At 66.1% G+C, this 26,630-nt stretch carries 25 protein-coding genes; 13 read left to right on the forward strand and 12 right to left on the reverse strand.

Annotated elements, in window-relative coordinates; all coding sequences use genetic code 11:
• Nucleotides 1-41: 41 nt before the first annotated feature.
• The 3 genes from MUN23_RS06070 to MUN23_RS06080 all read right to left on the reverse strand — a co-directional run bounded on the left by MUN23_RS06070 (nt 42) and on the right by MUN23_RS06080 (nt 3,628).
• Nucleotides 42-1,565: an ABC transporter substrate-binding protein gene (locus tag MUN23_RS06070; protein ID WP_248763001.1), complete on the reverse strand. Its 1,524-nt coding sequence runs from the start codon at nt 1,563-1,565 to the stop codon at nt 42-44.
• A gap of 192 nt (nt 1,566-1,757) precedes the next feature.
• A complete protein-coding gene (locus MUN23_RS06075; protein ID WP_248763002.1) occupies nt 1,758-2,771 on the reverse strand; it encodes a Gfo/Idh/MocA family protein in 1,014 nt (337 codons plus the stop codon).
• On the reverse strand, nt 2,768-3,628 hold the full coding sequence (locus MUN23_RS06080; protein ID WP_248763003.1) for a sugar phosphate isomerase/epimerase: 861 nt from the start codon (nt 3,626-3,628) through the stop codon (nt 2,768-2,770). Before MUN23_RS06080 ends, MUN23_RS06075 begins: the two co-directional genes overlap by 4 nt.
• A gap of 220 nt (nt 3,629-3,848) precedes the next feature.
• Between MUN23_RS06080 and MUN23_RS06085 the strand changes: the two genes are divergently transcribed.
• A complete protein-coding gene (locus MUN23_RS06085) occupies nt 3,849-4,865 on the forward strand; it encodes a LacI family DNA-binding transcriptional regulator (RefSeq protein WP_248764007.1) in 1,017 nt (338 codons plus the stop codon).
• A 145-nt stretch (nt 4,866-5,010) separates the two neighbouring features.
• Nucleotides 5,011-5,832: an ammonia-dependent NAD(+) synthetase gene (gene nadE, locus MUN23_RS06090; RefSeq protein ID WP_248763004.1), complete on the forward strand. Its 822-nt coding sequence runs from the start codon at nt 5,011-5,013 to the stop codon at nt 5,830-5,832.
• A 165-nt stretch (nt 5,833-5,997) separates the two neighbouring features.
• Here the strand turns inward: nadE and MUN23_RS06095 are convergent, their stop codons facing one another.
• Nucleotides 5,998-6,780: an IclR family transcriptional regulator gene (locus tag MUN23_RS06095; RefSeq protein WP_248763005.1), complete on the reverse strand. Its 783-nt coding sequence runs from the start codon at nt 6,778-6,780 to the stop codon at nt 5,998-6,000.
• A gap of 199 nt (nt 6,781-6,979) precedes the next feature.
• Here MUN23_RS06095 and MUN23_RS06100 point away from each other — a divergent pair, with 199 nt between their 5' ends.
• The 5 genes from MUN23_RS06100 (at nt 6,980) to MUN23_RS06120 (ending at nt 13,095) form a co-directional block, all read left to right on the forward strand.
• A complete protein-coding gene (locus MUN23_RS06100; protein ID WP_248763006.1) occupies nt 6,980-7,699 on the forward strand; it encodes a CoA transferase subunit A in 720 nt (239 codons plus the stop codon).
• 95 nt (nt 7,700-7,794) lie between these two features.
• Nucleotides 7,795-8,469: a CoA transferase subunit B gene (locus tag MUN23_RS06105; RefSeq protein WP_248763007.1), complete on the forward strand. Its 675-nt coding sequence runs from the start codon at nt 7,795-7,797 to the stop codon at nt 8,467-8,469.
• Nucleotides 8,466-9,662, forward strand: a complete 1,197-nt coding sequence (locus MUN23_RS06110; RefSeq protein WP_248763008.1) for an acetyl-CoA acetyltransferase — start codon at nt 8,466-8,468, stop codon at nt 9,660-9,662. Before MUN23_RS06105 ends, MUN23_RS06110 begins: the two co-directional genes overlap by 4 nt.
• 246 nt (nt 9,663-9,908) lie before the next feature.
• Nucleotides 9,909-12,062, forward strand: coding sequence for a glycogen debranching N-terminal domain-containing protein (locus MUN23_RS06115; protein ID WP_248763009.1), 2,154 nt, complete (start codon nt 9,909-9,911; stop codon nt 12,060-12,062).
• A 22-nt stretch (nt 12,063-12,084) separates the two neighbouring features.
• Nucleotides 12,085-13,095, forward strand: coding sequence for a glycosyltransferase family 4 protein (locus MUN23_RS06120; RefSeq protein WP_248763010.1), 1,011 nt, complete (start codon nt 12,085-12,087; stop codon nt 13,093-13,095).
• 7 nt (nt 13,096-13,102) lie between these two features.
• Here the strand turns inward: MUN23_RS06120 and MUN23_RS06125 are convergent, their stop codons facing one another.
• The gene (locus MUN23_RS06125) at nt 13,103-13,849 is read right to left on the reverse strand and encodes an ankyrin repeat domain-containing protein (protein ID WP_248763011.1); all 747 of its coding nucleotides are present in this window, start codon (nt 13,847-13,849) and stop codon (nt 13,103-13,105) included.
• A gap of 10 nt (nt 13,850-13,859) precedes the next feature.
• Entirely contained in the window at nt 13,860-14,444 is a 585-nt protein-coding gene (locus tag MUN23_RS06130; protein ID WP_248763012.1) for a heme-binding protein, read from the reverse strand.
• A gap of 247 nt (nt 14,445-14,691) precedes the next feature.
• Between MUN23_RS06130 and MUN23_RS06135 the strand changes: the two genes are divergently transcribed.
• From MUN23_RS06135 to MUN23_RS06145, 3 genes are all read left to right on the forward strand, one after another.
• Nucleotides 14,692-15,954, forward strand: a complete 1,263-nt coding sequence (locus tag MUN23_RS06135) for a sensor histidine kinase (protein ID WP_248763013.1) — start codon at nt 14,692-14,694, stop codon at nt 15,952-15,954.
• On the forward strand, nt 15,951-16,577 hold the full coding sequence (locus tag MUN23_RS06140) for a response regulator transcription factor (protein WP_248763014.1): 627 nt from the start codon (nt 15,951-15,953) through the stop codon (nt 16,575-16,577). The genes MUN23_RS06135 and MUN23_RS06140 overlap by 4 nt, the downstream gene beginning before the upstream one ends.
• Before the next feature lie 170 nt (nt 16,578-16,747).
• The gene (locus tag MUN23_RS06145; protein WP_013599688.1) at nt 16,748-16,951 is read left to right on the forward strand and encodes a cold-shock protein; all 204 of its coding nucleotides are present in this window, start codon (nt 16,748-16,750) and stop codon (nt 16,949-16,951) included.
• Nucleotides 16,952-17,030: 79 nt separating this feature from the next.
• Here MUN23_RS06145 and MUN23_RS06150 read toward each other — a convergent pair whose 3' ends face one another.
• Nucleotides 17,031-18,164 carry an acyl-CoA dehydrogenase family protein gene (locus MUN23_RS06150; RefSeq protein WP_248764008.1) on the reverse strand — a complete coding sequence of 378 codons (1,134 nt, stop codon included), beginning with the start codon at nt 18,162-18,164 and terminating at the stop codon, nt 17,031-17,033.
• A gap of 163 nt (nt 18,165-18,327) precedes the next feature.
• On the opposite strand from MUN23_RS06150, the gene MUN23_RS06155 reads away from it, so the two are divergent.
• Together MUN23_RS06155 and MUN23_RS06160 are read left to right on the forward strand one after the other, a co-directional pair.
• Nucleotides 18,328-20,055 (forward strand): AMP-binding protein, encoded by a 1,728-nt coding sequence (locus tag MUN23_RS06155; protein WP_248763015.1) that lies wholly within the window; start codon nt 18,328-18,330, stop codon nt 20,053-20,055.
• Between the two features lie 2 nt (nt 20,056-20,057).
• Nucleotides 20,058-20,564, forward strand: coding sequence for a MarR family winged helix-turn-helix transcriptional regulator (locus MUN23_RS06160; RefSeq protein WP_248763016.1), 507 nt, complete (start codon nt 20,058-20,060; stop codon nt 20,562-20,564).
• 33 nt (nt 20,565-20,597) lie between these two features.
• Here MUN23_RS06160 and MUN23_RS06165 read toward each other — a convergent pair whose 3' ends face one another.
• Entirely contained in the window at nt 20,598-21,176 is a 579-nt protein-coding gene (locus MUN23_RS06165) for a helix-turn-helix domain-containing protein (protein ID WP_248763017.1), read from the reverse strand.
• 66 nt (nt 21,177-21,242) lie between these two features.
• Between MUN23_RS06165 and MUN23_RS06170 the strand changes: the two genes are divergently transcribed.
• A complete protein-coding gene (locus MUN23_RS06170) occupies nt 21,243-22,217 on the forward strand; it encodes an NAD(P)/FAD-dependent oxidoreductase (RefSeq protein WP_248763018.1) in 975 nt (324 codons plus the stop codon).
• Between the two features lie 22 nt (nt 22,218-22,239).
• On the opposite strand, the gene MUN23_RS06175 is transcribed toward MUN23_RS06170, so the two are convergent.
• From MUN23_RS06175 to MUN23_RS06190, 4 genes are all read right to left on the reverse strand, one after another.
• Nucleotides 22,240-23,016 (reverse strand): enoyl-CoA hydratase, encoded by a 777-nt coding sequence (locus MUN23_RS06175; protein ID WP_248763019.1) that lies wholly within the window; start codon nt 23,014-23,016, stop codon nt 22,240-22,242.
• Between the two features lie 65 nt (nt 23,017-23,081).
• Nucleotides 23,082-23,996: a 3-hydroxyisobutyrate dehydrogenase gene (gene mmsB / locus MUN23_RS06180; protein ID WP_248763020.1), complete on the reverse strand. Its 915-nt coding sequence runs from the start codon at nt 23,994-23,996 to the stop codon at nt 23,082-23,084.
• Complete coding sequence (locus tag MUN23_RS06185; RefSeq protein ID WP_248763021.1) at nt 23,989-25,071, reverse strand: enoyl-CoA hydratase/isomerase family protein; 1,083 nt, start codon at nt 25,069-25,071, stop codon at nt 23,989-23,991. The genes mmsB and MUN23_RS06185 overlap by 8 nt, the downstream gene beginning before the upstream one ends.
• Nucleotides 25,071-26,570: a CoA-acylating methylmalonate-semialdehyde dehydrogenase gene (locus MUN23_RS06190; protein WP_248763022.1), complete on the reverse strand. Its 1,500-nt coding sequence runs from the start codon at nt 26,568-26,570 to the stop codon at nt 25,071-25,073. Before MUN23_RS06190 ends, MUN23_RS06185 begins: the two co-directional genes overlap by 1 nt.
• Nucleotides 26,571-26,630 lie beyond the last annotated feature (60 nt).

Genomic DNA, 26,630 nt, shown 5'->3' on the forward strand with positions numbered 1-26,630 from the left:
GCCGGACCTGCGCAGGATTTGGTGTGGCTACTTGCTGGGTATTACTTGGCGGGCGAGTAGTTGTAGATCGATGGAACGGCCTGCTGGACCTGGGGTTCCACGGTGACCTTGGAGTTGTGGTAATACATCTGGTTGACCCGGTACAGCGGGGCGAACCAGGCCTGCTCCACAACGTACTTGTTGACTTCCTGAGCCAGCTTGCCGGCGTCCTTGCCACCCTTCTCGACCGCGTCGATCTTGGCCTGCAGCTCGGGAGTGGTGTTCTTGAACGGGTTGTAGAGGGCCTTGGTGGAGATGATCTGGTTGGTGGCAACCCACGGTTCCCCTTGGAACAGCGAGAAGAAGATACCGGTGAACTTCTGCGCTGCAATATCAGAGGTGTAGGTGTTGGTGATGGCAGAGCCAACGTTCAGCGTGATCCCGATATCCGACAGCTGCTGCTTGACCACCGCGAGCTGGGTTTCGAAGCCAGGGACAGCCGGGACATCCAGGGTCACTCCGGTTTCGAAACCGGCTTCCTTCAGGAGTGCCTTGGCCTTGGCCGGATCGTAGCTGTAGTAGTTCTCCAGCCCTTCGGTCCAGGCCCCGCTGGCCTTGCCGAACGGCTGCGACGTCGGCGTGCCCTGGCCCATCAGGACCTGGTCCACGATGGTCTTGCGGTCGAAGGCGTAGTTGATGGCCTGGCGGACCTTGACGTTGCCGAGCGCAGCGTTCTTAGTACCGTCGCGGTCCATGAGGAGCAGACCCTGCCAGTCCACCTCGGTGGCGACCAGCTTCATCTTGGCGCCTTCGGCCTGCTTGCCCGTCTTGGGATCCAGCAGCGTGGCGTCCACCTGTCCCGAAACCAGAGCGTTAGTGCGCGCAGTCAGGTCAATGAGAGTCTTGAAGGTGACCTTCTCGAACTTCTGGAGGTCCTTATTCCAGTAGTCCTTGCGGGCCGTGAAGACAGACTGCGAGTCCTTGACAGTGGCGGCCTTGTCCATCACGTATGGGCCGCTGCCTACGGGCTCGGTCTTGATGGCTTCGGTACCGAGCGCCTTGGGGCTGCCCATCAGGCCGGCGGCCTGGCTGAGGTAGAACTCCAGGGAGGGATCCGGGCTCGCAAGGTTCAGTTCGATCGTGTCGGCATCCACAACCGCAACGTCGGAAACGGCGGTCAGCTGGGCCATCTGCGGGCCGTTGGCCTTCTTGAAGTGGTCCAGGTTTGCTTTGGCCGCTTCGGCGTCGAACTTGGCGCCATCGCTGAAGGTCACGTCCGTGCGGAGGTCAACGGTGAGCTTGGTGTTGGTGTCGTTGTACTTCCACGTGGTGGCCAGCATGGGGCTGAGCTTGCCGTCCGGTTCCCGCAGGAGCAGGGAGTCGTACGCGGCCTGGTACGGCTGGAGGTAGTGGCCGACGTGGGCCTGTGCCGGGTCCCAGGAGCGGAGCTCCTGAACTGCACCCAACGTCAGGGACGTTGTTTTGGCTGCTGCCGTACCGCTAGTGGCGCCGCCGCCGCAGGCTGTCAGTGCAAGTGCTGCACTGACGGTGATGGCGGCTGCTGCCGCCTTGGGACCTAACTTCATTGTTGGCTCCTGAATCTGTGGAACGTGAAAGATACGAATCCGGCCGGTGTGGCGTGGACCACACCGGCGTTCGAGATTCAGAGTACGCATAATTGCCAGCCTTGGCAACCGATTGTCAAAATTGTTGCAATCTTGGCGAGAATAGCCGCGAATGAAACGTTCTAAAGCCTTCAACCGGTTGCCGCTAGCGGGTTAGGAAACCTTCGCAACCGCGTCCGGATAGCTCTGGCGGTAAATTTCCTTGACGATCTTCAGCGATTTCTCGGCCTCTTCCGGGTCTATCCAGAAGGGGCCTGCGTCGCCGAGGCGTGCGTAGAAGTCGCTGATGAGCAGCTCGTGCGAGACTCCCCAGTAGGCACGTCCGCCGGACTCCACCACACGCTCAGGGACCACGTCCACGCGGCCGCCCGCATAGGTGACGGTCAGGTCCCCGCGAAGGCTGAGAGTCGCTTTTTCCGTGACGATGTCCAAAGTGACCGGCGCGTTGACGGCGTTGGCCAGGGTGGCATAAAAGGCACTGCGGACACCGCTGGCGTGCTCCGCCACGAATTCGGCAGTGTCCTCCACCTCAATGGTGTCGCCGAGGAACCTGGTGGCGGCGTTGCCGGACAACGAGACGACGTCGCCCACCAGCCACTGCAACAGGTCCACGGTGTGGATGGCCTGGTTCATCATGAGCCCGCCGCCACCGCCCGCCCACGTCCCGCGCCAGGGCCTGCTGCGGTAGTAGTCGGCATTGCGTTGCCACATCACGGTGGCCGAAGCCCCTACGACTTCGCCCAATTCCCCGGAGGAGAGCAGCGCGTGCATGGCCTGAGAGGTGGCGTTGTAGCGGTTCTGGAAGCAGACGGCGATTTTGGCGGTGCTAGCCTTGGCAACCTCCACGAGCCGGCGGCCTTCCTCGAGCGTGTGCGCGAGCGGCTTTTCCACAATCACATTGACGCCATGTTCAAGGCAGTCGGCCGCGATCGCGGCGTGCGTGTTGTGCGGGGTCGTAACGTGCACAACATCCGGTCCCACGGCCTCGATCAGGCTGAAATGATCAGGGAATCCCGGGACGCCATAGGCGGCCACAGCCGCCGCAAGGCGGCCGGGATCTGAGTCACAGACCCCTGCCAGCCGCGCGCCGTCGAGCTTTGCGATGGCCTCGAAGTGGACTGCGGACACGTCACCGCAGCCGATGACCGCGGCTTTGAGGGCGGTCACGAAAGTTCGATTCCATTCTTGGCGGCAAGGCCCGCGAACGCGCGTGCGGCTGCACCGAAGGCGGCAGGACCGGAGAAGCCGCCCAGTTCGTGGTGGCTGGCCAGGTGCGGTTCGAGTGAGGCAAAGCCTGCGTAACCGTCCGCCTTCAGTGCGGCAATGGTGGCGTCCAGTTCGCCGTCGCCCTGGCCGGAAGGCACAACCTCACCCGTGGCCATGATGGCGTCCTTGACCTGGAGGTATTCGAGGTAGGGGCGGAGCATCGCGTAGCCGTCGGTGTAGGGCCGGACGCCCACCTGGACGAAGTTGGCGTTGTCCCACGCGGCACGCAGGGCCGGCGAGTCGACGGACTCCATGATGTCCAGGACGCGCTGCGGCGTATCGCCGTAGATGTCCTTTTCGTTCTCGTGCAGGAGTACGACGCCGGCGCTTTCGGCTTCAGCGGCCAGTGCCCGCATGCGGGTGATGACGTCGTCGCGGATTTCTTCCGGCGTCTGGTCTTCGCCCCGGAAGAAGGAGAAGATGCGGATGTACTTGGTGTCCAGGCCCTTGGCCACGGAGATGATCTGGCGGAGGCGCTCCACCTCGTGCTCCACGGGCAGGCTGATGTCCACTTTGCCGATGGGGCTTGCCACGGCTGAGACCTTCAGGCCCTTGGCGTCCAGGAGTTCCTTGAGCTCGGAGACCTGCTCAGGCGTCAGTTCGGAGACGTTTACGCCCCAGGCACTGCGTACTTCGATGTAGCTCGCGCCGAGTGCCAGCATGACGGCGGCCTGGATGGCGGGGTCCGTATCCACCTCGTCGCCGAATCCTGAGAGCGTCCAAACGGTGCTTGCTGTTTCGGTTGTTGCGTCGGTCACGGGAATCTCCTTAGGTGTGCCCGCGACGGGACAGCCTAGGTGCCGCTCCGGCGCGCGGGTGACTCAATTCACAAAAAGTGCTGGCTTTAGTCTAGACACGTCCCCTGTTAATGACAACCGATTGCCAAATGATTGCATGCTGTGGCAATCTAGGAGCTACAGGGCTGTGGCAACCGTCACAAAGCCCCCGTCATCCCGTTCAGAGAGGAACGCCATGGCGATGCAAGCAGCCGGAACAGACCGCCCTGCCACTATTCACGATATCGCCGCTATCTGCGGCGTGGCGGCCTCCACCGTGTCCCGGGCGCTGTCCACCCCGGACCGGGTCAACATCCGTACCCGCGCCCGCATCGAAGCGGCGGCCGCCGAGCTGAACTACACGCCGAACAGCCAGGCGAAGGCCCTGAGCTCCGGCCGCACCGGTGCCGTTGGCGTTCTGGTGCCCGATATCACCAACCCCTTCTACTTTGACCTGATCCGGGGTACGCAGCTGCAGCTCAAGGCAGCCGGCTACACCCAACTGCTCGTGGACACCGAAGAGTCCGACGAGGTGGAGGCCTCCACCATGGAGCAGCTGCGCAAGAGCGCTGACGGGATCATCGTCGCCGCGTCCAGGCTCAGCGATGAGGCACTGCTGGCCGCGGCCGCCAAGATTCCCATGGTGACCATCAACCGCGACGTTCCCGGCGTTCCCGCCGTCGTCATTGACACGCCGTCCGCCACGAGCCAGGCCCTGGACCACCTGATTTCCCTCGGCCACACCCGCATCGCCTACATGGCCGGTCCGCTTACGTCCCAGTCGAGCACTCTTCGCTGGACAGCCCTGGCCGCGGCTGCCGAGGACCGCGGCGTGGATGTGCGCAGGCTGGGCCCGTTCGCCCCCAAGACGCAATCAGGGGCCGCCGCTGCGGACGCGGCCGTGCACTCGGGCGTCACCGCATGCATAGCCTTTAACGACCTCATCGCCATCGGCATGCTCCAGCGGCTGCGCGAACGCGGCATCCGGGTCCCGGAGGACATGAGCGTGGTGGGCTGCGACGACATCTTCGGCGCGGACTTCTGCAATCCCCCGTTGACCACCATGGCTTCCCCGATCGAACAGGCAGGGCGGGTGGCTGTGTCCATGCTCCTGGCCCAGCTCAACCCGCTGGCGGGCGGTGGCAGCCGCAGCCGTTCGCTGATGCCCACGCACCTCACCGTCCGCGGCTCCACCGGAGCGGCACCGGGAACGCTGTAGCTTCCGGGCCACGAGTGCCCGTGCGCGCCGGTGGCCCGAAGTTTCCGTTCGCGCCGGGTGCCCAAGTGTCCGTTCGCGCTGAACCGTGGGTGGTTCGTGTGGACACAGTTGAGCGTTGTTGACAGCGCTGACTAGGCTGGATCACATGCGCGAACTCCAGGCCACCATCATCGAAGAAATGGGCGTGCAGCCCCGGATCGACCCCCTTGGGGAGGTGCGCAAGCGGGTGGAATTCCTGAAGGATTACCTCCGGGCAACCCATACCAAGGGCTTTGTCCTGGGGATCTCGGGCGGGCTGGACTCCTCCCTCGCCGGCAGACTGGCCCAGCTGGCCGTGGAGGAGCTTGAGGCCGAAGGCGTGGAGGCCAACTTCGTGGCGGTCCGCCTACCGTACGGCGTCCAGCACGACGAGGACGACGCCCAGGCCGCCCTGGACTTCATCCAGGCCAAGACGGAATGGACCTTCAACATCTCGGCCGCCGTGGATGGCTTCGAGGACGAATTCGAGAAGACGGTGGGGAACGGGATCTCCGATTTCCACAAGGGAAACACCAAGGCACGCACGCGGATGATCGCGCAGTACGCCCTGGCCGGCGAGCACAACTACCTGGTGATCGGCACCGACCACGGCGCTGAGTCCGTCACCGGGTTCTTCACGAAATTCGGCGACGGCGGCGCGGACATCCTGCCCCTGTTCGGCCTCAACAAACGCCAGAACCGCGAACTGCTGGCCGAACTGGGCGCCCCTGCCCGTGTCTGGGAAAAAGTACCCACCGCGGACCTCCTGGACGGCAGGCCCGGACGCACCGACGAGGACGAACTGGGAATCACGTACGACCAGATCGATGATTACCTCGAAGGCCGGGAGATCCCCGAAGCGGCGGCCGAGCTGATCGAAGAGAAGTACCTCCGCACACGCCACAAGCGCACGGTTCCGGTCACCATCTTCGATACCTGGTGGAAATAGGCTGAGCCGAGGTACACCGGGGTGGGCCATTGGCCTGCCCGGGTCGTCCCGAGCAGAGACCGTCCGCGCCAAACCGGGGCACTATGAGCCTCGATTGGCCCGTTCCGGCCTGAGATCCCGGCGTGTCCGTGTCGAAGTGCCCCACGACGGCCGCGGCCCAGAGAATCAGCGGCCGGTCAGTGTTGAACTCAGTGTGGTGCTGATCCGGTGGGCCTCCTCCATCAGCAGTTTGCCGAGGAACTCCTGCCGTTCCGGCCGGAACCGGGGTTCGATGCCGGTGAGTGAAAGCGCGCCCACGGGCCTGCCCAGCTGGTCGAACACGGCCGTCCCCATTCCCCAACTGCCTTCCAGCACCAGGCCGGGATTCACTGCGAATCCATGCAGCCGGGTCCGTTCCAGGTTCCTGCGCACCACGTCCATGCTGTGTCCTGCCGCGAAACTGCCGGCGTGCTGGTCCCAGCCGGACAGGATGGCTTCCTGTTCCTCATCCGGGAGGAACGCCATGATGGCCGTCCCGGCCGAGGCCACACCCAGTGGAAAGCGGACTCCCTCGTGCAGCACGAAGGAGCGCACCGGGAAGCTGCCCTCCTCCCGCAGCACACAGACCGTCTCCTGGCCCCTGCGGATGGAGTAGAACGCGCTTTCGCCGGTCTCCTCCGCCAGCCGGCGCAGGCTTGGCCGCGCCAGGTCCTCAAACGGGAAGCGGGCCGCCGCCACTGATCCCAGCAGGAAAATCTCAGGGCCCAGGATCCAGTTTCCGCTGCGAGCATCGTGGTCCAGGAGGCCCTCCGCGGCAAGGGAGGCCAGGAGCCGGTGGACGGTGGGGCGGGTCAGCCCGGACTCCCGGACCAGCCCGGCAATCGAGCTGCCCTCCGGCTTCCGGCCGACAAGCCGGAGCAGTGATGCCACGCGGCCCACCACCTGCGCCCCTTGGACTGGATTCTTCATTCGGATCACAAACTCTCAAGAAATCCTCCACAATGTGGACACCTCAAAGCTTAGCGTCCACGCTGTGAAGTATCCGCCTTGCGGGCAGGATTACGCCGTTGACCAACTTCCTTGAGCACCCTAGGCTCCTTCTTCAGGCCCTATGTCCACAAAGTGGATGACCCGAATGGCTCTGCACGCTCGATGATGAGGAGACGGAATGTCCAAACTGAAATCCAACGCCGCCGCGGCCCTGGCGGAAGTGCTCCAGGACGGCATGACACTCGCCGTCGGCGGATTTGGCCTGAGCGGCATCCCGGCGGACCTCATCGAGGCCGTGCGGGACTCCGGTGTGCGCGGCCTGACCGTGGTGTCGAACAACATGGGCGTGGACGGGAAAGGCCTGGGAGTGCTGATCGAAGCCGGCCAGGTCCGCAAGGTGATCGCATCGTATGTGGGCGAGAACAAACTCTTTGCCGAGCAGTACCTCGCGGGCCTGCTTGAGGTGGAGTTCACCCCGCAGGGCACCCTGGCCGAGCGCCTCCGCGCCGGCGGCGCCGGCATTCCCGCCTTCTACACCAAGACCGGCGTGGGAACGCTGGTGGCCGAAGGCAAACCGCTCGCAGAGTTCGACGGCGAAACGTACGTCCAGGAGCGCGCCATCCGCGCCGACGTCGCACTTGTCCACGCCCACACCGCTGACACGGACGGGAACCTGATCTACCGCTACACGGCCCGGAACTTCAACCCCGTAGTGGCCACCGCCGGCCTGGTGACCATCGCCGAAGCCGAAGTCATAGTGGAGCCGGGTGCACTGGATCCCAACCACGTCATCACCCCGGGCGTGTACGTCCAGCACCTGGTCCAGGCGAGCGGCCGGGTGAAGGACATCGAACAGCGCACCGTCCGCCCGCGGGCCGCGGCAGCAGTCCCCGCCTGAACAGCAGTCCCCGCGTGAACGCCACTCGCCCGCCCCACCCCGCAGCGCGAACGAACACTTAAGCCCCCACAAACTTTGAACCCAAGGAGAACCCCATGGCCTGGACCAGGGATGAAATGGCTGCCATCGCGGCCGAGGAACTGAACGACGGCGACTACGTGAACCTGGGCATCGGCATCCCCACGCTGGTGGCCAACAACCTGCCCGACGGCGTCCGCGTGGTCCTGCAGAGCGAAAACGGCCTGCTCGGCATGGGCCCGTTCCCTTACGAGGGCGAGGAGGATGCGGATCTCATCAACGCCGGCAAGCAGACCGTCACGGTCCTCCCCGGCGGCAGCATCTTCGACTCCGCCACATCGTTCGGCATGATCCGCGGCGGCCACGTCAAGGTGGCCATCCTGGGCGCCATGCAGGTCTCCGGCAACGGCGACCTCGCCAACTGGACCATCCCCGGCAAAATGGTCAAGGGCATGGGCGGCGCCATGGACCTCGTCGCCGGCACGCCGCGCGTGGTTGTCCTGACCGAGCACAACGCCAAGGACGGCACGGCCAAGATCGTCGCCGAGTGCACCCTGCCGCTCACCGGCCTGGGTTGCGTGGACCGGATCATCAGCGATCTCGCCGTTTTCGACCTTAAAAAAGCGGACGACGACGGCGGGCGGCAGCTCACGCTGACCCGCCTTGCGCCGGGGGTCACAGTGGAGGAAATTCGCGAAAAGACCGAAGCCGCATTCGACGTCCAGCTTGAAACCGCGGGAGTGGCAGCATGAGCCTCAAGGAACAGTTCGGCAAGGATGTTCTGCTCACCGGCTGGGGCCACAGCCGGTTCGGCAAGCTCACGGACGAGACCCTCGAGTCCCTGATCGTCCAGGTGGCCACCGAGGCAATCAGCAACGCCGGGATCGAGCCGGGCCAGATCGATGAGATCTATCTGGGCCAGTTCAACTCCGGCATGATGCCGCTGGCGTTCCCGTCCTCGCTGGCATTGCAGGTCTCGGACCAGCTGGCCAACGTCGCCGCCACGCGTGTGGAGAACGCCTGCGCCTCCGGGTCGGCCGCGTTCCAGCAGGGAACCAAGTCGCTGCTGGCCGGGACGGCGAAGACCGTGCTGGTGATCGGCGCCGAGAAGATGACCCACGCCGGCGCCGACGTCGTCGGGGCTGCCCTGCTGGGCGCCGACTACGACATGGCCGGCCAGACGTCCACCACCGGCTTTACGGGCCTGTTCGCGGACGTCGCCAAGCACTACGAAAAGCGCTACGGTCGCGGCGACGGACAGCTGGGCGACGTGCTGGGCTCCATCGCGGCCAAGAACCACCGCAACGGCGTCGACAACCCCTATGCCCAGCTCCGCAAGGACCTCGGCGAGGAGTTCTGCCGCACCGTCTCGGACAAGAACCCCATGGTGGCCGATCCGCTGCGCCGCACCGACTGCTCCCCCGTGTCGGACGGCGCCGCTGCCGTTGTGCTCAGCACGTCGCCAACCGGCGGGGCCACCGCGCCGGTGCGGCTCGCCGGCTTCGGCCAGGCGAACGACTTCTTCCCGGCCGAACGCAGGGATCCAACGGCTTTCGCCGCCACGCGCATGTCCTGGCAGCGTGCGCTGGGGATGGCCGGCGTCGGGCTTGAAGACCTTGACTTCGCTGAGGTCCACGACTGCTTCACCATCGCCGAACTGCTCATGTACGAGGCCATGGGACTGACGGAACCGGGCCAGGGCGCCCGCGCTGTGCAGGAAGGCTGGGTTTTCAAGGACGGGAAGCTGCCCATCAACGTCTCCGGCGGGCTCAAGGCCAAAGGCCATCCCGTGGGTGCAACCGGCGTATCCCAGCACGTCATCGCCGCCATGCAGCTCACTGGGACGGCTGGCGACATGCAGCTCGCCAACCCTCGCCGCGCCGCCGTCCAGAACATGGGCGGCGTGGGCATCGCCAACTACGTCAGCGTCCTCGAAGCGGTCTAGGGATGCGTGATGGGTTCCGCATCTAGCGTCCACAGAACCACAAGCGTAGGGTCATAGAAGCATCGTGCTCCGGGTGGAGGTCCGCCATGATGGATTCGTTGCCCACCGGGCTCCGCTGGAGGCCGATGGGGACGAAGATCCCACGACTTAACGATCTCCGGCGGCAGCCCTTTTGATCCACCCGCGGGGTCCACAGGAACGGGCCCCGCAGCGTTGCCTACCGGATGAGCATCAAAGGAGCCAGGGATGGCTGGATGGAATGCTGACACCGCGGCTGGCCCCCTGGGGGCCACGGTGACACTTGTGGATGGCTCGAACTTCTGCATTTCCGGTCTTGCCGGCGACATGTATTCCGACCGCCCCCACGGCGTGTTCAATGAGGACACCCGCATCGTCTCCCGCTGGAGACTGACGGTCAATGATGTGACGTTGGAGCCGCTGGCCGCCCGTGCCCTCGAACCCTACCGGGCCGTATTCATCGGCCGTCCGGCCCGGGCAGCCGGCCATGCGGACAGCCCTTTGATCGTGGAACGAAACCGCGAGGTGGGCTCGGGCATCCAGGAGGAGATCACCGTCCGGAACCATTCCCGCGAGCCTGCCGTGTGCGTGGTGGAACTGGCGATGGACGCGGACTTCGCGGACCTCTTTGAGGTGAAGGACGCCCGGATCATCCGGCACTGGGACCAGTCCCGGCACCCGGAAGACGACTCCCTCACCATCAAGGGCGTCTGGCGGGGAATGCATAAGGGGGTTGTCCTGCAGGCTCCCGGCGCGACTTTCAGTCACGAAGGCCTGGGCTACCGCACCGTGGTGCCGCCCCACGGCCAGTGGCGCACAAAGGTCACCGTGTCGCCTCTACTGGATGCAGCCGAAACGCCTGCACCCTTCCAGCGCCAGGAAACCGGCACGTCGCCTGCGGAAATACGGCGCCAGGACTGGATCCGGAAGATCCCCGCGCCGCACATCAGCAACGTATCGTTTGCCCGCACCATGCAGCGCAGCCATGATGACATCGGCGCCCTCCAGATCGAGGACCCGCTGCATCCGGACCGGACCGTCATTGCGGCGGGTGCCCCATGGTTCATGGCCCTGTTCGGCCGCGATTCGCTTCTCTCGTCCTACATGGCGCTGCCCGTGGACCCGTCGCTGGCCCTGGACACCCTGCATACGCTGGCCGAAAGGCAGGGCAACGCGGTGGACGCGCTGACCGAAGAGCAGCCCGGCCGGATCCTCCATGAGGTCCGGCTGGGCGTCAGCACGGGTCTGGCACTTGGCGGAAAATCCACCTACTACGGCACCGCGGATGCCACGCCGTTGTTCGTCACACTGCTCGGCGAAGTCAGCCGCTGGGGCCTCGCCGCGGACCAGGTGGCCGCGCTGCTGCCCAACGCGGACAGGGCGCTGGACTGGATCAGGGATTACGGCGACCGCGACGGCGACGGCTTTGTGGAGTATCAGCGACTTAACGACCAGGGGCTGATCAACCAGGGATGGAAGGATTCCTGGGACGGCGTAAATTTCGCGGACGGCCGCATGGCAGAACCGCCGATTGCCCTCTGCGAAGTGCAGGGTTACGTTTACGGCGCGTATATCGCCCGGGCGTGGATGGCGTACGACGCCGGGGACTTGGCCTTGGCGCGGGAGTTGCGGGAACGCGCGGCGCGGCTTAAGAAGCAGTTTAACGAACAGTTCTGGCTGCCGGCCAAAGGCTACTACGCCATCGCACTGGACCGGGACAAGAGACCTGTGGATGCCTGCGCCTCCAACATGGGGCACTGCCTGTGGAACGGGATAATCGACGCCGACAAGGCGCCCCTGGTGGCGGCCCGGCTGATGTCGCCGGAAATGTTCAGCGGCTGGGGAATCCGCACCCTGGCCACGGATATGGGCGCCTACAACCCTGCGAGCTACCACAACGGATCCGTGTGGCCGCATGACAACGCGATGATTGCTACGGGCCTGATGAGGTACGGATTTGTGGACGAGGCCCGGCGGGTTGCCCTCGGACTTATTGAGGCGGCGGATTTCACGGACCACCGCTTGCCTGAATTGTTCTGCGGATTTGACCGTGCTGATTTCCCGGAACCGGTGCCTTACCCGACAGCTTGCTCGCCCCAGGCCTGGGCGGCCACCACCCCGGTGCATCTGCTGCGCACACTGCTGCGGTATGACCCCCACGTCTCCATGAACGGCATGTGGATGGACCCGGTGCTGCCGGAGTCCTGGGGCCGGGTCCACATCACCAACTGCCCCATAGGTGACGGCCGGATCACCATCGACGTGACCGGCAGCCAGGCCACGATCGACGGGCTCCCGCCGGGCATGACGTTCCACCGCGGGACACGTCCCCCCCTTGCCGATCTGGTTGAGCTCGCCGAGAAGCTGGACAAGACAGGCTAAACCCCGAGCAGGAGCGCGCATCTTGCGGATAGGACTGATAGCTCCGCCATGGCTCCCCGTCCCGCCCCTAGGCTACGGCGGAACGGAGGCGGTCATCCACACGCTGGCCACCACGCTGGCGGCGGCCGGGCACAGCGTGGTGCTTGCCGCGGCGGCGGACAGCACGTGCCCGGTCGAACGGATCGGCGGCTTCGCCCCGGCGGAGCGTGCCGCCATGGGCAGCACAAGCTCAGAGTTGCCGCACGTGATCAGGGCCTACGCCGGACTGGACGACGTCGATATTATCCATGACCACACCCTGGCGGGACCGTTGTACCGGCACCGCCCACCCGGGATTCCAGTGGTCAGCACCATTCATTCGGACATGACGCCGGCGCTGTGCCGGGTATATGAAGCCTTCAGCCGGGACGTGTCACTGGTGGCCATCTCGCAGCACCAGGCCAACAGCGCCCCGGACGTGAAAATCCGACGGGTCATCCACCACGGCATCGATCCAGCCGCTGTTCCACCCGGTACCGGAGCCGGCGGCTACGCGTGTTTTCTCGGCCGAATGGCGCCGTGCAAAGGCATCGCTGAGGCCATAGCGGTGGCCCGCAGAGCGGGCATCCAGCTCAAAATCGCCGCAAAAATGAGCGACCCGATGGAAGTGGATTATTTCCGCTCCGTGGTCGCTCCCTTGCTCGGGCCTGATGAAGAGTTCCTCGGAGAACTGGACGCCGACGGAAAGTTCGCCCTGCTGGGCAATGCCGTCGCGCTGCTCAACCCTGTGCAGTGGGACGAACCCTTTGGAATGGTCATGATCGAGGCGCTGGCCGCCGGCACCCCCGTTCTGGCCACTCCGCGGGGCTCTGCACCGGAAATCATCGAGCACGGAGTCACCGGTTTCCTCGCCGCGAGTACCGATGCACTGGCCAACTGCCTGCAGCGTGCGTCCGGCCTGGACCGGCATGACTGCCGGTCCGCCGTCGAAACCCGATTCAGCGCGGAGGCGATGACGCGGAAATACGTGGAGTTGTTCGAGGACGTGCTTTAGCCCTGGGTCAGCGGGCACGGATCAGGGCAGCGACGTCGCCGAAGCCCAGCCGCTCCGCATTCTCCAGCGCCGTGCGGCCTTGAGGATCCCGGATGCCCGGGTCCGCACCGGCGTCGAGGAGCTGCCGGACCACGTCCTGCTGCCTGGGGCCGCCGTTGTTGAGCAGGATGGCCTCCTGCATGGCGGTCCACCCCAGGTTGTTCACATGGTTCACGGGCACTCCAGCGGCCAGGAGGATGCGGACGGTCTCCACATGGCCGTGTTCGCTGGCGGGAATCAGTGCCGTCCCGCCATAGCGGTTGGTGCTGGAAACGTTCGCGCCGGCCGCCAGCGTCAGCTGGAGCACCTCGTTGAATCCCTCGGCCCCGGCATAGAGGAACGCGGAATCCTGGATGGCGTCCTTGGCGTTCACGTTGGCGCCGCGGCCGATCAGTTCACCAACCAGCGCCACATTGTTGGCCTTCGCGGCGGCGATAAGCTCCTGGTCGAGCCGGGTCTGGGCCTCGGCGGACAGGGCTGGTGGTTTGGTGGCTGCCGTTGCGGTGGAAGCAGGCGGGGACGTACCCGGCGAAGCTGACGGTCCGGACGGCGGCTGGATTCCGGGGCTGACCAGGACGGACGACGGCGGCGACTCCTGCCGTTGCGGCTCGCCGGGACCCGCCTGGCAGGCGGCCAGGCAAGCTGATACACCGCCCGCCAGAAGGAGAATTCCCGCCGCCCTGCGTGCCCGGCGCCAGGTCCTGAACCGCCTCATGGAGCCGAGCCTACTTGCCTGAGCCGGCAGCTGCAGCGGCGATGGCCTCGGCGCCGGCGGTGGCGCAGGCTTCGTCCAGGTTGCCGTCGGGGGCACCGCCCACGCCGATGCCTGCCACGGACACCCCATTGACCTTGAGCGGGACGCCGCCGGGCAGGAACAGGGTGCCGGGGAGGTCCGCGATGCTGGGCCCGTTGCCGTTGACGCGCTTGGCCAGCTCGCTCGTCGGTGCGCCGAAAGCGGCCGCGGTGTAGGCCTTCTGCTGGGCTGCTTCGATCGTGTGCTCGGCGGCGTTGTCCCCGCGCAGGAGCGCCTGGACGGTGCCGAACCTGTCCACCAGGGCTACCGTGACGAACGGCAGCTTGTCAGCCTGGCATTTCGCAAGGGCTGCCCGGACCGCATCGGCCGAGGCACCCGCGGTGATGCGGTTCTGCGCCACCACGGTCTCCGGCGCCTGCGGGATATCGACGGCGGGTACCGCGGCGGGAGCGGCCGCCTGGCTGGTCCCGGCGTTGGCTGCAGCCGTCAGCCCTCCCGTCAGCAGCAAAGCTCCTGCGGCAACAGCGGCGGCGGCAATCTTGTTGGACTTCTTCACGGTGTTTCTCCTTGGGTTGATGGACGCACGTTGCTGGATGCCCGTTCCAATGGACTCACGTTGGCGGAATCCATTGGAACGGGCATCGGCTCCATCCATCCTGTCCGGCCCCGCCGGAACAAACATCGGGCCTTTGGCTGCGCCCCGCTCACCCGGAAGGCCAGCAGCATCAGCCAAAAGGCGGAGAGACCAGCAACGGCGCGGGCAATAGCATGGGATAGAACGCCCCTGACCTGAACCGGACCCCATGCCCTCCCCAGCCACTCCCCGTAATACCCTGACCGACGGACCTTCGCTGACCACCGGACGCGCCCAGCCTCGTGGACCGGCCGCCGCCCCTGGCCGGTTCGGCCGGATCGACACCGCCGTCCACCTTGGCTTCGCTGTCCTGCTCGTCGCTTCGGCCGTCCGCTATGCCATGCGGCACAGCCTGCAGGACAACCTGCTGGTCCTCGGCCTGGCTGGAACGGTGTGCGCGCTCTACGCCGTCATCGCCGTACTGGCCCGGCAGAGACGCCCATGGGCGGTCTGGATGCTCGTGTTTGTGGCCGTCTGGGCAGCACTGGTCATCGCCGCACCCAGCTTCGCCTGGTGTTCCTTTGCGATCCTCTTCCTGTGCCGGACAGCCTTTAAGGGCGCCGTGGGTTACGTGGCGGCAGGCGCGACGGCGGCCGCCACCGCCGTTGGGCTGTTCCGGCTCAGCGACGGGACAGACCTCGCGATGCTGCTGGGGCCGCTCGCCGTCGGCGTGATGCTGACGCTGATCTATGACCGGATCGAGCACGACGCCGCGGAGCAGCGCCGTCTCCATGCGGAGGTATCGCTGGCACACGGGCAGCTGGCGGCCAGCGAGCGCCTGGCCGGCACCATCGCCGAACGCGAGCGCGTATCGCGGGAGATCCACGACACCGTGACGCAGGGCCTGGCCAGCAGCCTGCTGCTCCTGGAGGCCGCTGACCGTTCGTGGCCAGGCCAGGCATCGCGCCAGGAGCTCAATCAGGCTACGGAACTGCTGCGCCGGAACCTCTCCGAGACGCGCAATCTGGTCCACGAGCTCGCCTCCCCGGGCCTCGACGCATCGCCGCTTCCCGAAGCCCTGCACCAGGCGGCCGCCCAGTACGTCCCGCACGCCCGGCTCCTGGTCACCGGCGACCCGAGGGACGTCCCGGCGGAAGTCCGGCACGCCCTGCTGCGGGTGGTCCAGAGCGCGGCCGCGAACATCCAGCAGCACGCAAACGCCACCAGCACCACCCTGACGCTGGGGTTCCTTCCCGGCTCGGTCACCCTTGACATCTACGACGACGGGACGGGCTTTGACCCGTCGGCGGCAGCACCGCCGTCGGACGCCGGAGGCTACGGGCTGCGGGCCATGCGCCAGCGGGTGGAGCAGCTGGGCGGGGTATTCTCGGTGGAAAGTTCCCCTGGCGAAGGGACCATCGTGGCCGCACAGGTGCCGGCCCCGGTGCATTCAGCGCCACCTGGCCAGCAGATGACACCGGAGGACGCATGACTACCATCACGGTCCTCCTGGTGGACGACCACCTGGTGGTCCGGAGCGGACTCAAGGCGTTGCTGGGTACGCAGCCTGACTTTGACGTGGTGGCCGAGGCCGCCTCGGGCGAGGAAGCGCTGGGGCTGGTGGAACACCACTCCCCTGATGTGGTGGTGATGGACCTGGCCATGGGCGCCGGAATGGACGGGATCGAGGCCATCAGGCAGCTGCGGCAGCGCAACAGCCGGCAGGCCATCCTGGTGTTCACCACGTACGATTCCGACGCGGACATCGTCCGGGCGGTCGACGCCGGCGCCATGGGCTACCTCCTCAAGGACGCCGCCCCGGACGAAATCTTCGCCGCCATCCGCGGTGCCGTGCAAGGGAAGAGCGTCATGAGCGCCCCCGTGGCCTCCCGGCTCTTCCAGCAGCTGCGCAATCCCGACGAGGTCCTGACGCCCCGGGAGGCGGAGCTGCTGAGCCTCCTGACCGAGGGGCTCAGCAACCGGGAACTGGGCCAGCGGCTCTTCATCTCCGAGGCCACCGTCAAGACCCATCTGGCGCACATTTACGCCAAGCTCGGGGTGGAGACCCGCGCCGCGGCGATCGCCACGGCCATCCGCCGGGAGGGCATGCGCTAGCCCGCAGCGGTCAATTCCCGGGTACCACTTCTGTAACAGCCGTGACACTTGATGACTGCAGCTATTGCACGCCCACCGCGCAGCCCCTAGGTTTGAGACAGCGGACTACAGACTCCGCGTCTGCCTGCCGTCCGAGCAGGACCAGAAAAGGGTTACAAAGGAAGTTAGCAATGGCAACAGGCACAGTTAAATGGTTCAACGCTGAAAAGGGCTTTGGTTTCATCGCTCCGGACGACGGATCCGCCGATGTTTTCGCGCACTATTCCGCAATCGCCAGCAGCGGCTACCGCTCGCTGGATGAGAACCAGAAAGTCGAATTCGATGTGACCCAGGGCCCCAAGGGCCCGCAGGCAGAGAATATTCGCCCGCTCTAAGGTTCTGATCAACTGCCCTGACCGTGCTGCAAAGCATGGCCAGGGCAGTTTTTTCTTAAGTTTTGTTGCCCGCGAACTTCTAGACGAAGGCCGATTTTCCGGTAACGGCCCGGCCAACGATCAGCGAATTGATTTCGTAGCTGCCCTCATAGGTATAGAGGATTTCGGCATCACCAAACAGCTTGCCCATTTCAAAGTCCGAGCTGATCCCGTTGCCGCCCAGCAGCGACCGTCCCATCGCCACCGACGCGCGGGCCAGCCGGGTGCACGTGGACTTTGCCATGGCCGCCTGCGCCATCTCCAGCTTGCCGTCCGTCTGGATCCGGGCGAGCTGGGCCATCAACGCCAGTGACGCGGAGGCGTTGCCCAGGATCTCCGCCAGTTGCTGCTGGACCAGCTGGAAGCATGCCAGTTCCTTGCCGAACTGCCTGCGTTCCAGGGAGTAGGAACGGGCGACGTCGAACGCGGCCAGCTGGATCCCGGCACCTTGCCAGCCAACCCAGGCGCGCGAATCCCGCAGGAGGTCGTTGGCCTTGGAGAAGTCCGTAGCGCCCGGCAGCATGTTGGACGCCGGAATCCTGACGTTGTCCAGCACGATGTCCGCGTTCTGCATGATCCGCAGGCCGATCTTGTTGGCAATCTTGGTTGCCCGGTAGCCAGCGCGGTCCGTCTCCACAATGAAGCCCTTGATGTGCCCGTCCGCAGCGTCGCGCGCCCACACCAGGGCAAAGTCCGCGATGGTCCCGGAGCCGATCCAGCGCTTCGCGCCGTTGATCACCCACTCGCCGCCCTCCAGCCGCGCGGATGTTTCCAGCCCGCCGGCGATGTCCGAGCCGTGCTCCGGTTCGGTCAGGGCGAAGGCGCCCAGCTGGGTAAAGTTCTTCAGGCCAGGCAGCCACCGCTGCTTCTGTTCCTCGGAACCGAGGGCGTCGATCATCCCCACGATCAGTTCGTTGTGAATCCCCACGAGTGCCGACAGCGAAACGTCCGCCCTGGCCACTTCGACGTACATCAGGCCCTTGAAGAGCTTGGACGTGCCGTCCGTCTGCAACGTACCAAGCCCGTGCTTGCCCATCTCCGCCAGCAGCCCGAACGGGAATTCCTCGCGGTTCCAGTAGTCAATGGATGCCTGCCGCACCGTGGACTGCAGGAACGCCCGGATCTCCAGGTAGCGCTCGCGCTCCGCTGCGGGCAGGAGGTCCACGATGTGCATCAGGTCTGCCTCTGGAAAGGGCGGGGCTTCGGTCACAACACGCTCACGTCCTTGTGGCTGCACGCTTCATATCCCTTCGGTCTTCCAAACCCTTGGATGTCCTAGTATATTGCACAGGGATGGATTCTTAGTGATGCGCATCACTGGACGAAAGGTGTCCCCCATGTCAGTCACCGATGACTTCCGCGAGGCACGCGACCGCCTGCTGACCCTGCATTCCGACTACCACCAGGCCAGGCGCGAGTTCGTGTGGCCGCGCTTCACGGAATTCAATTTTGCCCTCGACTGGTTCGATCAGATCGCCGCCGATCCCGAGAAGGCCGACAATCCGGCCCTGGTCATCGTGGAGCAGGACGGATCGGCCATGCGCCGGAGTTTCGCGGACCTGGCCGCCCGTTCCAACCAGGTGGCCAACTGGCTGAGAAGCCATGGCATGCGCCGCGGGGACCGCATGATCGTTATGCTGGGCAACCAGGTGGAGCTCTGGGAGCTGATGCTGGCCGGCATCAAGCTGGGCATCGTCCTGATCCCCACCACTACCCTGATGGGTCCGGAGGACCTGGCCGAACGCGTGGAGCGCGGCGAGGCGGGCTGGGCCGCCGTCGGACGTTCCAACATCGGTAAGTTTGCCGGCGTCCCCGGCGATTACCGCCTGATCGAAATCGGCGCCGGCGGCGTTTCAGCCGGCACCCCCGGCGCCCTCCAGTACACGGATTCGACGACGGCGACAGTCCCCTTCACAGCCGACGCCCCCACCCACGCGGACGAGATGCTGCTGCTGTATTTCACCTCCGGAACCACGTCGAAGGCCAAGCTGGTGGAGCACACCCATACGTCGTACCCGGTGGGGCACCTCTCCACGATGTACTGGATCGGCCTGGAACCCGGCGACGTGCACCTGAACGTGGCCTCACCGGGCTGGGGCAAGCACGCATGGTCCAATTTCTTCGCCCCGTGGATCGCCGAGGCGTGCGTATTTGTCTACAACTACGAACGGTTCGACGCCCGTGCCCTGATGGAGCAGATGGACCGCGAGCACGTCACCAGCTTCTGCGCCCCGCCGACGGTCTGGCGGATGCTCATCCAGGCGGACCTGAAAGTGCTGAAGACCCCGCCCACCAAGGTGGTCTCCGCGGGCGAACCGCTAAACGCCGAAGTGATCGAACAGGTCCAGCGCGCCTGGGGCCAGACCATCAGGGACGGCTTCGGCCAGACCGAAACCACCGTCCAGGTGGCCAACACGCCCAGCCAGCCGGTCACCATCGGCGCCATGGGGCGGCCGCTTCCCGGCTATGACGTGGTGCTGGTGGACCCCAACACGGGGGAAGAAGCCAACGACGGCGAGCTGTGCCTCCGCCTGGACCCCCGGCCGGTGGGGCTGATGAAGGGCTACTACGGGGACGCGGAACGGACCGCCGAGGCGTTCCGCGGCGGCTATTACCACACGGGCGACATGGCCAGCCGGGACAAACACGGCGTCATCACCTACGTGGGCCGCGACGACGACGTCTTCAAATCCTCCGACTACCGGCTCTCGCCATTCGAACTGGAGAGCGTGCTGCTGGAACACCCCGCCGTGGCCGAGGCGGCTGTGGTTCCGTCGCCGGATGCGGTCAAGCTTTCCGTCCCCAAGGCCTACGTTGTGCTGGTGTCCGGACTGGAGCCGGGGCCGGAGCTGGCCGAGGACATCCTACGGTACTGCCGCGAACACCTGGCGCCGTTCAAGCGGATCCGGCGGCTGGAATTCGCGGCGCTGCCCAAGACCATCTCGGGCAAAATCCGCCGTGTGGAGCTGCGGCACAATGAGGAGCTCCGGCATGGCGGGGGCACCCATCCCGACGGCCTCGGAGTGGAGTACTCCGAGGCCGATTTCCCGGGGCTGAAGGGCTGAGGATGGCCGCGCCACTGCCCCGGGACCCCATCGCGGACGCCCAACGGAACTGGGAGGAGCACGGCTGGGCCGACGTCGCCGCTCCGATGGCCGCGATCACGGCGATCATGCGCACGCAGCAGATCCTGCTGGCCCGGATCGAGGGCGCCCTGAAGCCGTTCGGGCTGACCTTCGCCCGCTACGAACTGCTCGCGCTCCTCAGCTTCGCCCGCAGCGGCGCGCTGCCCATGAACAAGGCGAGCGCCCTGCTCCAGGTCCATCCCACCTCGGTGACGAACGCCGTCGACCGTTTGGAAGGCTCGGGACTGGTGACACGCTCGCCGCATCCCACGGACGGCCGCACCACCCTGATCGAGCTCACCACGGAGGGGCGGATCGTTGCCAAACGGGCGACGGCGGTGCTCAACACCGAGGTTTTTGGCCAGTCAGGTTTCGACGCGGCCGACGTGGACCAGCTGATCCGTATCCTGGGCACGTTCCGCCGGAATGCCGGGGACTTTGCGGACTAAGCACGTCTCTTGGCGCTTGGCGGCCTTACGGGTCTAGGAGCGCGGTTTGGCTCTGACGTGCATGCGTTCGCCCTGGGTTCCAAAGAGGCTCAGGAACTCCACGGCTTCGGTGTCCGCGCGGCCGAACCAGTGGGGTACCCGGGTATCGAATTCAGCTGCTTCGCCGGGCCCCATCACCAGGTCCTGACCGCCCAGGACCATCCTGAGTTTGCCGTTGAGCACATACAACCATTCGTACCCCTCATGGACTTGGGGGTCCGGCTGGTCCGGCGTGCCGGCCGGCAGGATGTGCTTGTAGGCCTGGATCCCGCCGGGCCGTCTCGTCAGCGGGATGATGGTCATGCCGTGCCGGACCATGGGGCGCAGGTGCAGGCGGGGATCGCCCGTGGCGGGAGCCCCAACGAGTTCGTCCAGCGGGACCCGGTGCGCTTTGGCCAGCGGCAGCAGCAGCTCCAGGTTGGGGCGGCGCTGACCGGATTCCAGCCGTGAAAGTGTGCTGACCGAAATCCCGGTGGCCTCGGCCAGGGCCGCCAGGGTGGTGTTGCTGTTGAGGCGCAGGGCCCTGAGCCGGGGCCCCACCGCCGCCAGCACGTCGTCGAATTCTTCATCCATGTGCCCAGTTTGCCATTCCAGCAACTTTCCTTGCCAACCCGTGCAGGTGCCTCGGACCATGGAGTCATGAGAACAGACAATGACAACACGTACGACGTCCTGATCATCGGTGGAGGGGCCGCCGGCCTGAGCGCCGCACAAATGTTGGGCCGGTCGCGCCGCTCCGTTGTGGTGGTTGATAGCGGCGAACCCCGCAACGCCCCCGCCCAGGGGGTCCACGGATTCCTGTCCCGCGATGGTGTCAGCCCCGCCGAACTCCTGAGGATCGGACGTGCCGAAGCCGAGCACTACGGCGCACGGATAGTGGAGGGCGAGGCCGTTGCTGCTGCGGGCAATGCGGCCGACGGGTTTTCCGTGACCCTGGCGGACGGCAGCGTGATCCGCGGGCGCCGCCTGCTGATCACCACCGGGCTGGTGGACGAATTGCCGGGGATTGCCGGGCTCCGCGAGCGCTGGGGCAGGGATGTGCTGCACTGCCCGTTCTGCCACGGCTGGGAGGTGCAGGATCAGGCCATCGGCATTCTGGGCAACGGGCCTTGGTCCGTGCACCAGGCCCTGCTCTTCCGCCAGTGGAGCGGCAACATCACCCTGTTCCTGAACGACCTGACCCTGCCCACCGACGACGAGCTGGAGCAGTTGGCCGCCCGGGGCATCAGGGTGGTGGCGGGCGCCGTTGAATCATTGCGCGTGGAGCAGGACGTCCTGCGCGGTGTCGCCTTGGCCGGCGGACCCGAGATCGCCGTGGACGCGGTAGTGGTGGGACCCCAGGTGCGCGCACGGCTGGGCGCCTTCGCCGGGCTTGGCCTCGAGCCGGCACCCCATCCAATGGGGATCGGGGACTTCCTGGAGACCGATGCCGACGGCGCCACCGCGGTCCCGGGGGTGTGGGCGGCGGGCAACGTGACGGACATGCGTGCGCAGGTCCTGGCGTCGGCGGCGGCTGGTGCGTGGACCGCCGTCGTGATCAACAACCATCTGATGGCCGAGGAACTGGCCGCAGACGTCGCGGCCCACCGGGAAGCCCTATCGGTTGCCCGGTAATTGGTTGCCCGGTAATTGCCGGTCAGCGGTGGGTGAACTCGGGCTGCCGTTTTTCCGTAAAGGCGGCCATGCCTTCCTTCTGGTCCTCGCTGGCGAAAAGAGAGTGGAAGATCCGGCGTTCGAACAGGACACCCTGGGCGAGCCCGGTTTCAAAGGCCGCGTTGACGGCTTCCTTCGCGAGCATGGCCACGGGCTTGGACTTGGACGCGATGACCTCCGCGGCCTTCAGCGCCTCCTCCACCACATTCTCCGCCGGCACCACGCGCGAGACTAGGCCCGAGCGTTCAGCCTCCTCGGCGCCGATGAAGCGCCCGGTGAGGATCATGTCCATGGCCTTGGCTTTGCCCACGGCGCGCGTGAGCCGCTGCGAACCGCCCATGCCCGGCAGTACGCCGAGGTTGATCTCCGGCTGGCCGAACTTGGCGTTGTCCCCGGCGATGATGAAATCGCACATCATGGCCAGCTCGCAGCCGCCGCCCAGGGCGAAGCCGGACACGGCAGCGATGACAGGGATCCGCAGCCGGGTGAAGTCCTCCCAGCCCCGGAACCAGTCTGCGGCGTACATGTCCATGTAGCCCTGCGAGGCCATTTCCTTGATGTCGGCACCCGCGGCGAACGCCTTGGTCGAGCCGGTGATCACCACCGCGCCCACGCCGGGGTCGGTGTCCATGGCGGTGACGGCTGCCACGAGCTGGTCCATGGTGGCCTTGTCCAGGGCGTTGAGCGCCTCCGGCCGGTTGAGCGTGACCAGCCCTACCCGGCCGCGCTGTTCCACCAGGATGTTCGTGTACTCCGTCATGCCTGACCTTTCAGCTGTTTTCGCGTGTTGCTGGTGCTGCAGGGTTGCCAGTGCTGCAGATGGTGCTAGTGCTGCGATTTGTCGCGGATATCGGTGATGATTCCGGAGAAGTCCCGGCCGGCTCCGCCTTCAGCGGCAAACGTATCGTAGATTTCCGAGGCGAGCGGTCCCAGCCGGGCCGCCACCCCGGTACTTTCCAGCGCATTCAGCGCCAGCCGCAGGTCCTTCGCCATCAGCGCCCCCGCGAAGCCCGGCTGGTAGTCGCGGTTGGCGGGGCTGGCGGGGACCGGTCCGGGAACAGGGCAGTTGGTGGTCAAGGCCCAGCATTGTCCGGAGGCGTTGGAGGCGACGTCGAACAGCGCCTGGTGCGTCAGGCCCAGCTTCTCACCCAGCACAAAGGCTTCGCTGACCGCGATCATGGAGACCCCCAGGATGAGGTTGTTGCAGATCTTGGCGGCCTGGCCGCCGCCGTGCCCGCCGCAGTGGACCACGCGCTTGCCCATCACCTCGAGCAGCGGCCGGACCGCCTCGAAGTCCTCCGTCTCGCCGCCCACCATAAAGGTCAGCGTGCCGGCTTCCGCACCCACCACACCGCCCGAGACCGGGGCATCCACGGCACGGTGGCCGGCCGCAATGGCGAGCGCGGAGGCTTCGCGTGCCTCGTCAACGTTGATGGTGGAGCAGTCCAGGAACATGGTCCCCGGCTTGGCCTCGGCCAGCAGGCCCGGCTGTCCCTCCGCGCCGCGGTAGGCGTCCAGCACGTGCTGGCCGCTGGGGAACATTGTCAGCACCACGTCGGCACCGGCGATGGCGTCCAGCGGACTGGCCGCAGTGGGGACACCGTGCGTTTGGGCCGCGTCCAGCGCAGCGGGGACCACGTCGAAGCCCGCCACGGTGTAGCCGGCGCGGACCAGGTTCACTGCCATGGGCCCGCCCATGTGGCCCAGGCCCAGGAAAGCGACGATGGTTTGTTCAGGCATTGTCCGGCTCCTTTGTGTGCAGGTTGAGCTCCCGGTCCCCCAGCGGCGCGAAGAACCGTTCCATGTCCGACGCGTGCACCTCGTGCAGCGTGGCCGGCTTCCATTGCGGAATGCGGTCCTTGTCCACCACCTGCGCGCGGATCCCTTCGCGGAAGTCGGGCGCAACCAGGAACCGAAGCCCCACGCGGTATTCCTGCGCCAGCGCCTCGTCCAACGTCAGTCCCTTGGCCCGGCGGAGGGACTCCAGGGTCACCTTCACAGCCGTAGGCGACTTCGCTTCGATAGTGTCGGCGGCCTCGGCCGCTTCGGCCGCAGGCTCCCCGCCCAACGCGCCGCCCGAGGCCTCATCCAGCGTCCGCAGCCGCCGCACAATGTCCTCCGCGTCATCACTGGCGTAGGCGGCATCGATCCAGCCGCGCTGCTCCTCCAGCCCGGAGGGCGGCGGGTCCTGGGCAAAGCGGACGACGGCGGCTTCCGCACTTTCGTGTTCGAGCGCGGCCGCCAGCTTCGGCAGGTTCCCCGACGGGACAAAGTGGTCCGCGAGGCCCAGGAACACCGCATCCGCCCCGGTCAGGTGGGCTCCGGTCAGCGCGGCATGGGTGCCGGTCTCTCCAGGTGACCTCGCCAGCAGCCAGGTCCCGCCGACGTCGGGCACAAACCCGATGGTGGTCTCCGGCATTCCCGTCCGGGTCCGTTCGGTGACCACCCGCACCGAGCCGTGTGCGGAGATTCCCACGCCGCCGCCCAGCACGAGGCCGTCCATAAAGGCCACATAGGGCTTGGGGTAGGCGGCGATGAGGGAGTTCAGCCGGTATTCGTTCTGCCAGAAGTCAGCCGTTTCCGTACCCCCGCCGAGGATGTCCCGGTAGATCGCCACAATGTCGCCCCCGGCGCAGAGGCCACGCTCTCCGGCGCCGTGCACCAGGACGGTGGCCACTCCGTCGTCGTCCGCCCAGGCGGTGAGCTGTTCCAGCATGGCGTCCACCATGCCGGCGTTCAGGGCATTGACGGCCTTGGGCCGGTTGAGCGTAATGATGCCCAGGTGGCCGCGCTTCTCGAACAGAACGTCCGCCATCAGCTGCCTTCCGGCATGATGAAGCTGGCGCCCTGGCGGATCCCGGACGGCCAGCGCGTGGTGACCGTTTTGGTCTTGGTGTAGAAACGGAACGCGTCTGCGCCGTGCTGGTTCAGGTCGCCGAAGCCGGACGCCTTCCAGCCGCCAAATGTGTAATAGGCGATGGGTACCGGAATGGGCACATTGATGCCCACCATGCCCACTTCCACCCGGCTGGCAAAGTCCCGGGCGGCGTCGCCGTCGCGGGTGAAGATGGCCACGCCGTTGCCGAACTCGTGCTCGGAGCACAGCCGGAGGGCTTCGTCGTAATCGGCGGCGCGGAGCACGCTGAGGACGGGTCCGAAGATTTCCTCCTGGTAGATCTTCATGTCCTTGGTGACGTGGTCGAAGAGCGTGGGGCCCACCCAGAAGCCGTCGTCATAGCCTTCCACCGTGAGGCCGCGCCCGTCGGCCAGCAGGGTGGCACCCTCGTCCACGCCGGACTGGATGTAGCCCTCGATCCGTTCCTTGGCACTCGCCGCCACCACGGGCCCGAAGTCCGAGTCCTTGTCCAGGCTGTGGCCCACCCTGAGGTGCTTGACGCGCTCGGTCAGCTTGGCTACCAGCGCGTCCGCGGTCTTCTCCCCCACCGGGACGGCCACGGAAATGGCCATACAGCGCTCGCCGGCGGAGCCGAACCCGGCGCCGATCAGGGCGTCGGCGGCCATGTCCAGGTCCGCGTCCGGCATGATCACCATGTGGTTCTTGGCCCCGCCGAAGCACTGGGCGCGCTTTCCGTGGGCGGCCGCGGTGGCGAAGATGTACTGGGCGATGGGTGTTGAACCCACAAAGCCGATGGCCTTCACGCGGGGATCTTCCAGCAGCGCGTCAACGGCTTCCTTGTCCCCGTTGACCACGTTGAACACACCGTCCGGCAACCCGGCCTCCGTGAACAGTTCGGCCAGGCGAAGCGGAACCGAGGGGTCACGTTCGGAGGGCTTGAGGATGAAGGCATTGCCGGCGGCGAGGGCCGGGCCGGACTTCCACAGGGGGATCATGGCTGGGAAGTTGAACGGGGTGATTCCCGCGACGACGCCGAGTGGCTGGCGCAGCGAGTGGACGTCGATGCCCGCACCGGCGTCGTCGGAGAACTCGCCTTTGAGCAGGTGGGGGGCGCCCGCCGCGAACTCCACCACTTCAATGCCGCGCTGGATATCGCCCTTGGAATCGGCGAAGGTCTTCCCGTGTTCGGAGGACAGCAGCGTGGCGAGTTCGTCCATGTTCTCGTTGACGAGGTCAACAAACTTAAGCAGGATCCGGCCGCGGCGCTGCGGGTTCATGGCGCCCCACTGGACCTGCGCTTTCTCCGCGGCGGCCACCACGTTCCGGACCTCCTCCCCGCTGGCCAGGGGCAGGCGCGCCTGGACTTGGCCCGTGCAGGGGTCAAAAACGTCACTGAAGCGGCCGGAGGTCCCCGTCACCCGCTGGCCGTCTACGTAATGGGATAGTTCTCGCACCATGATGCAAAGCTCCTTCGCATGTGATCCAGGTCATCTCTGCAAGCGAATATACTCGGACTT

The sequence above is a fragment of the Pseudarthrobacter sp. SSS035 genome, assembly GCF_023273875.1.
Taxonomy (GTDB): Bacteria; Actinomycetota; Actinomycetes; order Actinomycetales; family Micrococcaceae; genus Arthrobacter.

What these genes read in the sequence shown, in the direction of transcription:
- MUN23_RS06070 (WP_248763001.1), bottom strand. Translation starts at nt 1,565, where the DNA reads ATGAAGTTAGGTCCCAAGGCGGCAGCAGCCGCCATCACCGTCAGTGCA.
- MUN23_RS06085 (WP_248764007.1), top strand. Translation starts at nt 3,849, where the DNA reads ATGCAAGCAGCCGGAACAGACCGCCCTGCCACTATTCACGATATCGCC.
- nadE (WP_248763004.1), top strand. Translation starts at nt 5,011, where the DNA reads ATGCGCGAACTCCAGGCCACCATCATCGAAGAAATGGGCGTGCAGCCC.
- MUN23_RS06095 (WP_248763005.1), bottom strand. Translation starts at nt 6,780, where the DNA reads ATGAAGAATCCAGTCCAAGGGGCGCAGGTGGTGGGCCGCGTGGCATCA.
- MUN23_RS06100 (WP_248763006.1), top strand. Translation starts at nt 6,980, where the DNA reads ATGTCCAAACTGAAATCCAACGCCGCCGCGGCCCTGGCGGAAGTGCTC.
- MUN23_RS06105 (WP_248763007.1), top strand. Translation starts at nt 7,795, where the DNA reads ATGGCCTGGACCAGGGATGAAATGGCTGCCATCGCGGCCGAGGAACTG.
- MUN23_RS06110 (WP_248763008.1), top strand. Translation starts at nt 8,466, where the DNA reads ATGAGCCTCAAGGAACAGTTCGGCAAGGATGTTCTGCTCACCGGCTGG.
- MUN23_RS06115 (WP_248763009.1), top strand. Translation starts at nt 9,909, where the DNA reads ATGGCTGGATGGAATGCTGACACCGCGGCTGGCCCCCTGGGGGCCACG.
- MUN23_RS06125 (WP_248763011.1), bottom strand. Translation starts at nt 13,849, where the DNA reads ATGAGGCGGTTCAGGACCTGGCGCCGGGCACGCAGGGCGGCGGGAATT.
- MUN23_RS06135 (WP_248763013.1), top strand. Translation starts at nt 14,692, where the DNA reads ATGCCCTCCCCAGCCACTCCCCGTAATACCCTGACCGACGGACCTTCG.
- MUN23_RS06140 (WP_248763014.1), top strand. Translation starts at nt 15,951, where the DNA reads ATGACTACCATCACGGTCCTCCTGGTGGACGACCACCTGGTGGTCCGG.
- MUN23_RS06145 (WP_013599688.1), top strand. Translation starts at nt 16,748, where the DNA reads ATGGCAACAGGCACAGTTAAATGGTTCAACGCTGAAAAGGGCTTTGGT.
- MUN23_RS06150 (WP_248764008.1), bottom strand. Translation starts at nt 18,164, where the DNA reads ATGCACATCGTGGACCTCCTGCCCGCAGCGGAGCGCGAGCGCTACCTG.
- MUN23_RS06155 (WP_248763015.1), top strand. Translation starts at nt 18,328, where the DNA reads ATGTCAGTCACCGATGACTTCCGCGAGGCACGCGACCGCCTGCTGACC.
- MUN23_RS06160 (WP_248763016.1), top strand. Translation starts at nt 20,058, where the DNA reads ATGGCCGCGCCACTGCCCCGGGACCCCATCGCGGACGCCCAACGGAAC.
- MUN23_RS06165 (WP_248763017.1), bottom strand. Translation starts at nt 21,176, where the DNA reads ATGGATGAAGAATTCGACGACGTGCTGGCGGCGGTGGGGCCCCGGCTC.
- MUN23_RS06170 (WP_248763018.1), top strand. Translation starts at nt 21,243, where the DNA reads ATGAGAACAGACAATGACAACACGTACGACGTCCTGATCATCGGTGGA.
- MUN23_RS06175 (WP_248763019.1), bottom strand. Translation starts at nt 23,016, where the DNA reads ATGACGGAGTACACGAACATCCTGGTGGAACAGCGCGGCCGGGTAGGG.
- mmsB (WP_248763020.1), bottom strand. Translation starts at nt 23,996, where the DNA reads ATGCCTGAACAAACCATCGTCGCTTTCCTGGGCCTGGGCCACATGGGC.
- MUN23_RS06185 (WP_248763021.1), bottom strand. Translation starts at nt 25,071, where the DNA reads ATGGCGGACGTTCTGTTCGAGAAGCGCGGCCACCTGGGCATCATTACG.
- MUN23_RS06190 (WP_248763022.1), bottom strand. Translation starts at nt 26,570, where the DNA reads ATGGTGCGAGAACTATCCCATTACGTAGACGGCCAGCGGGTGACGGGG.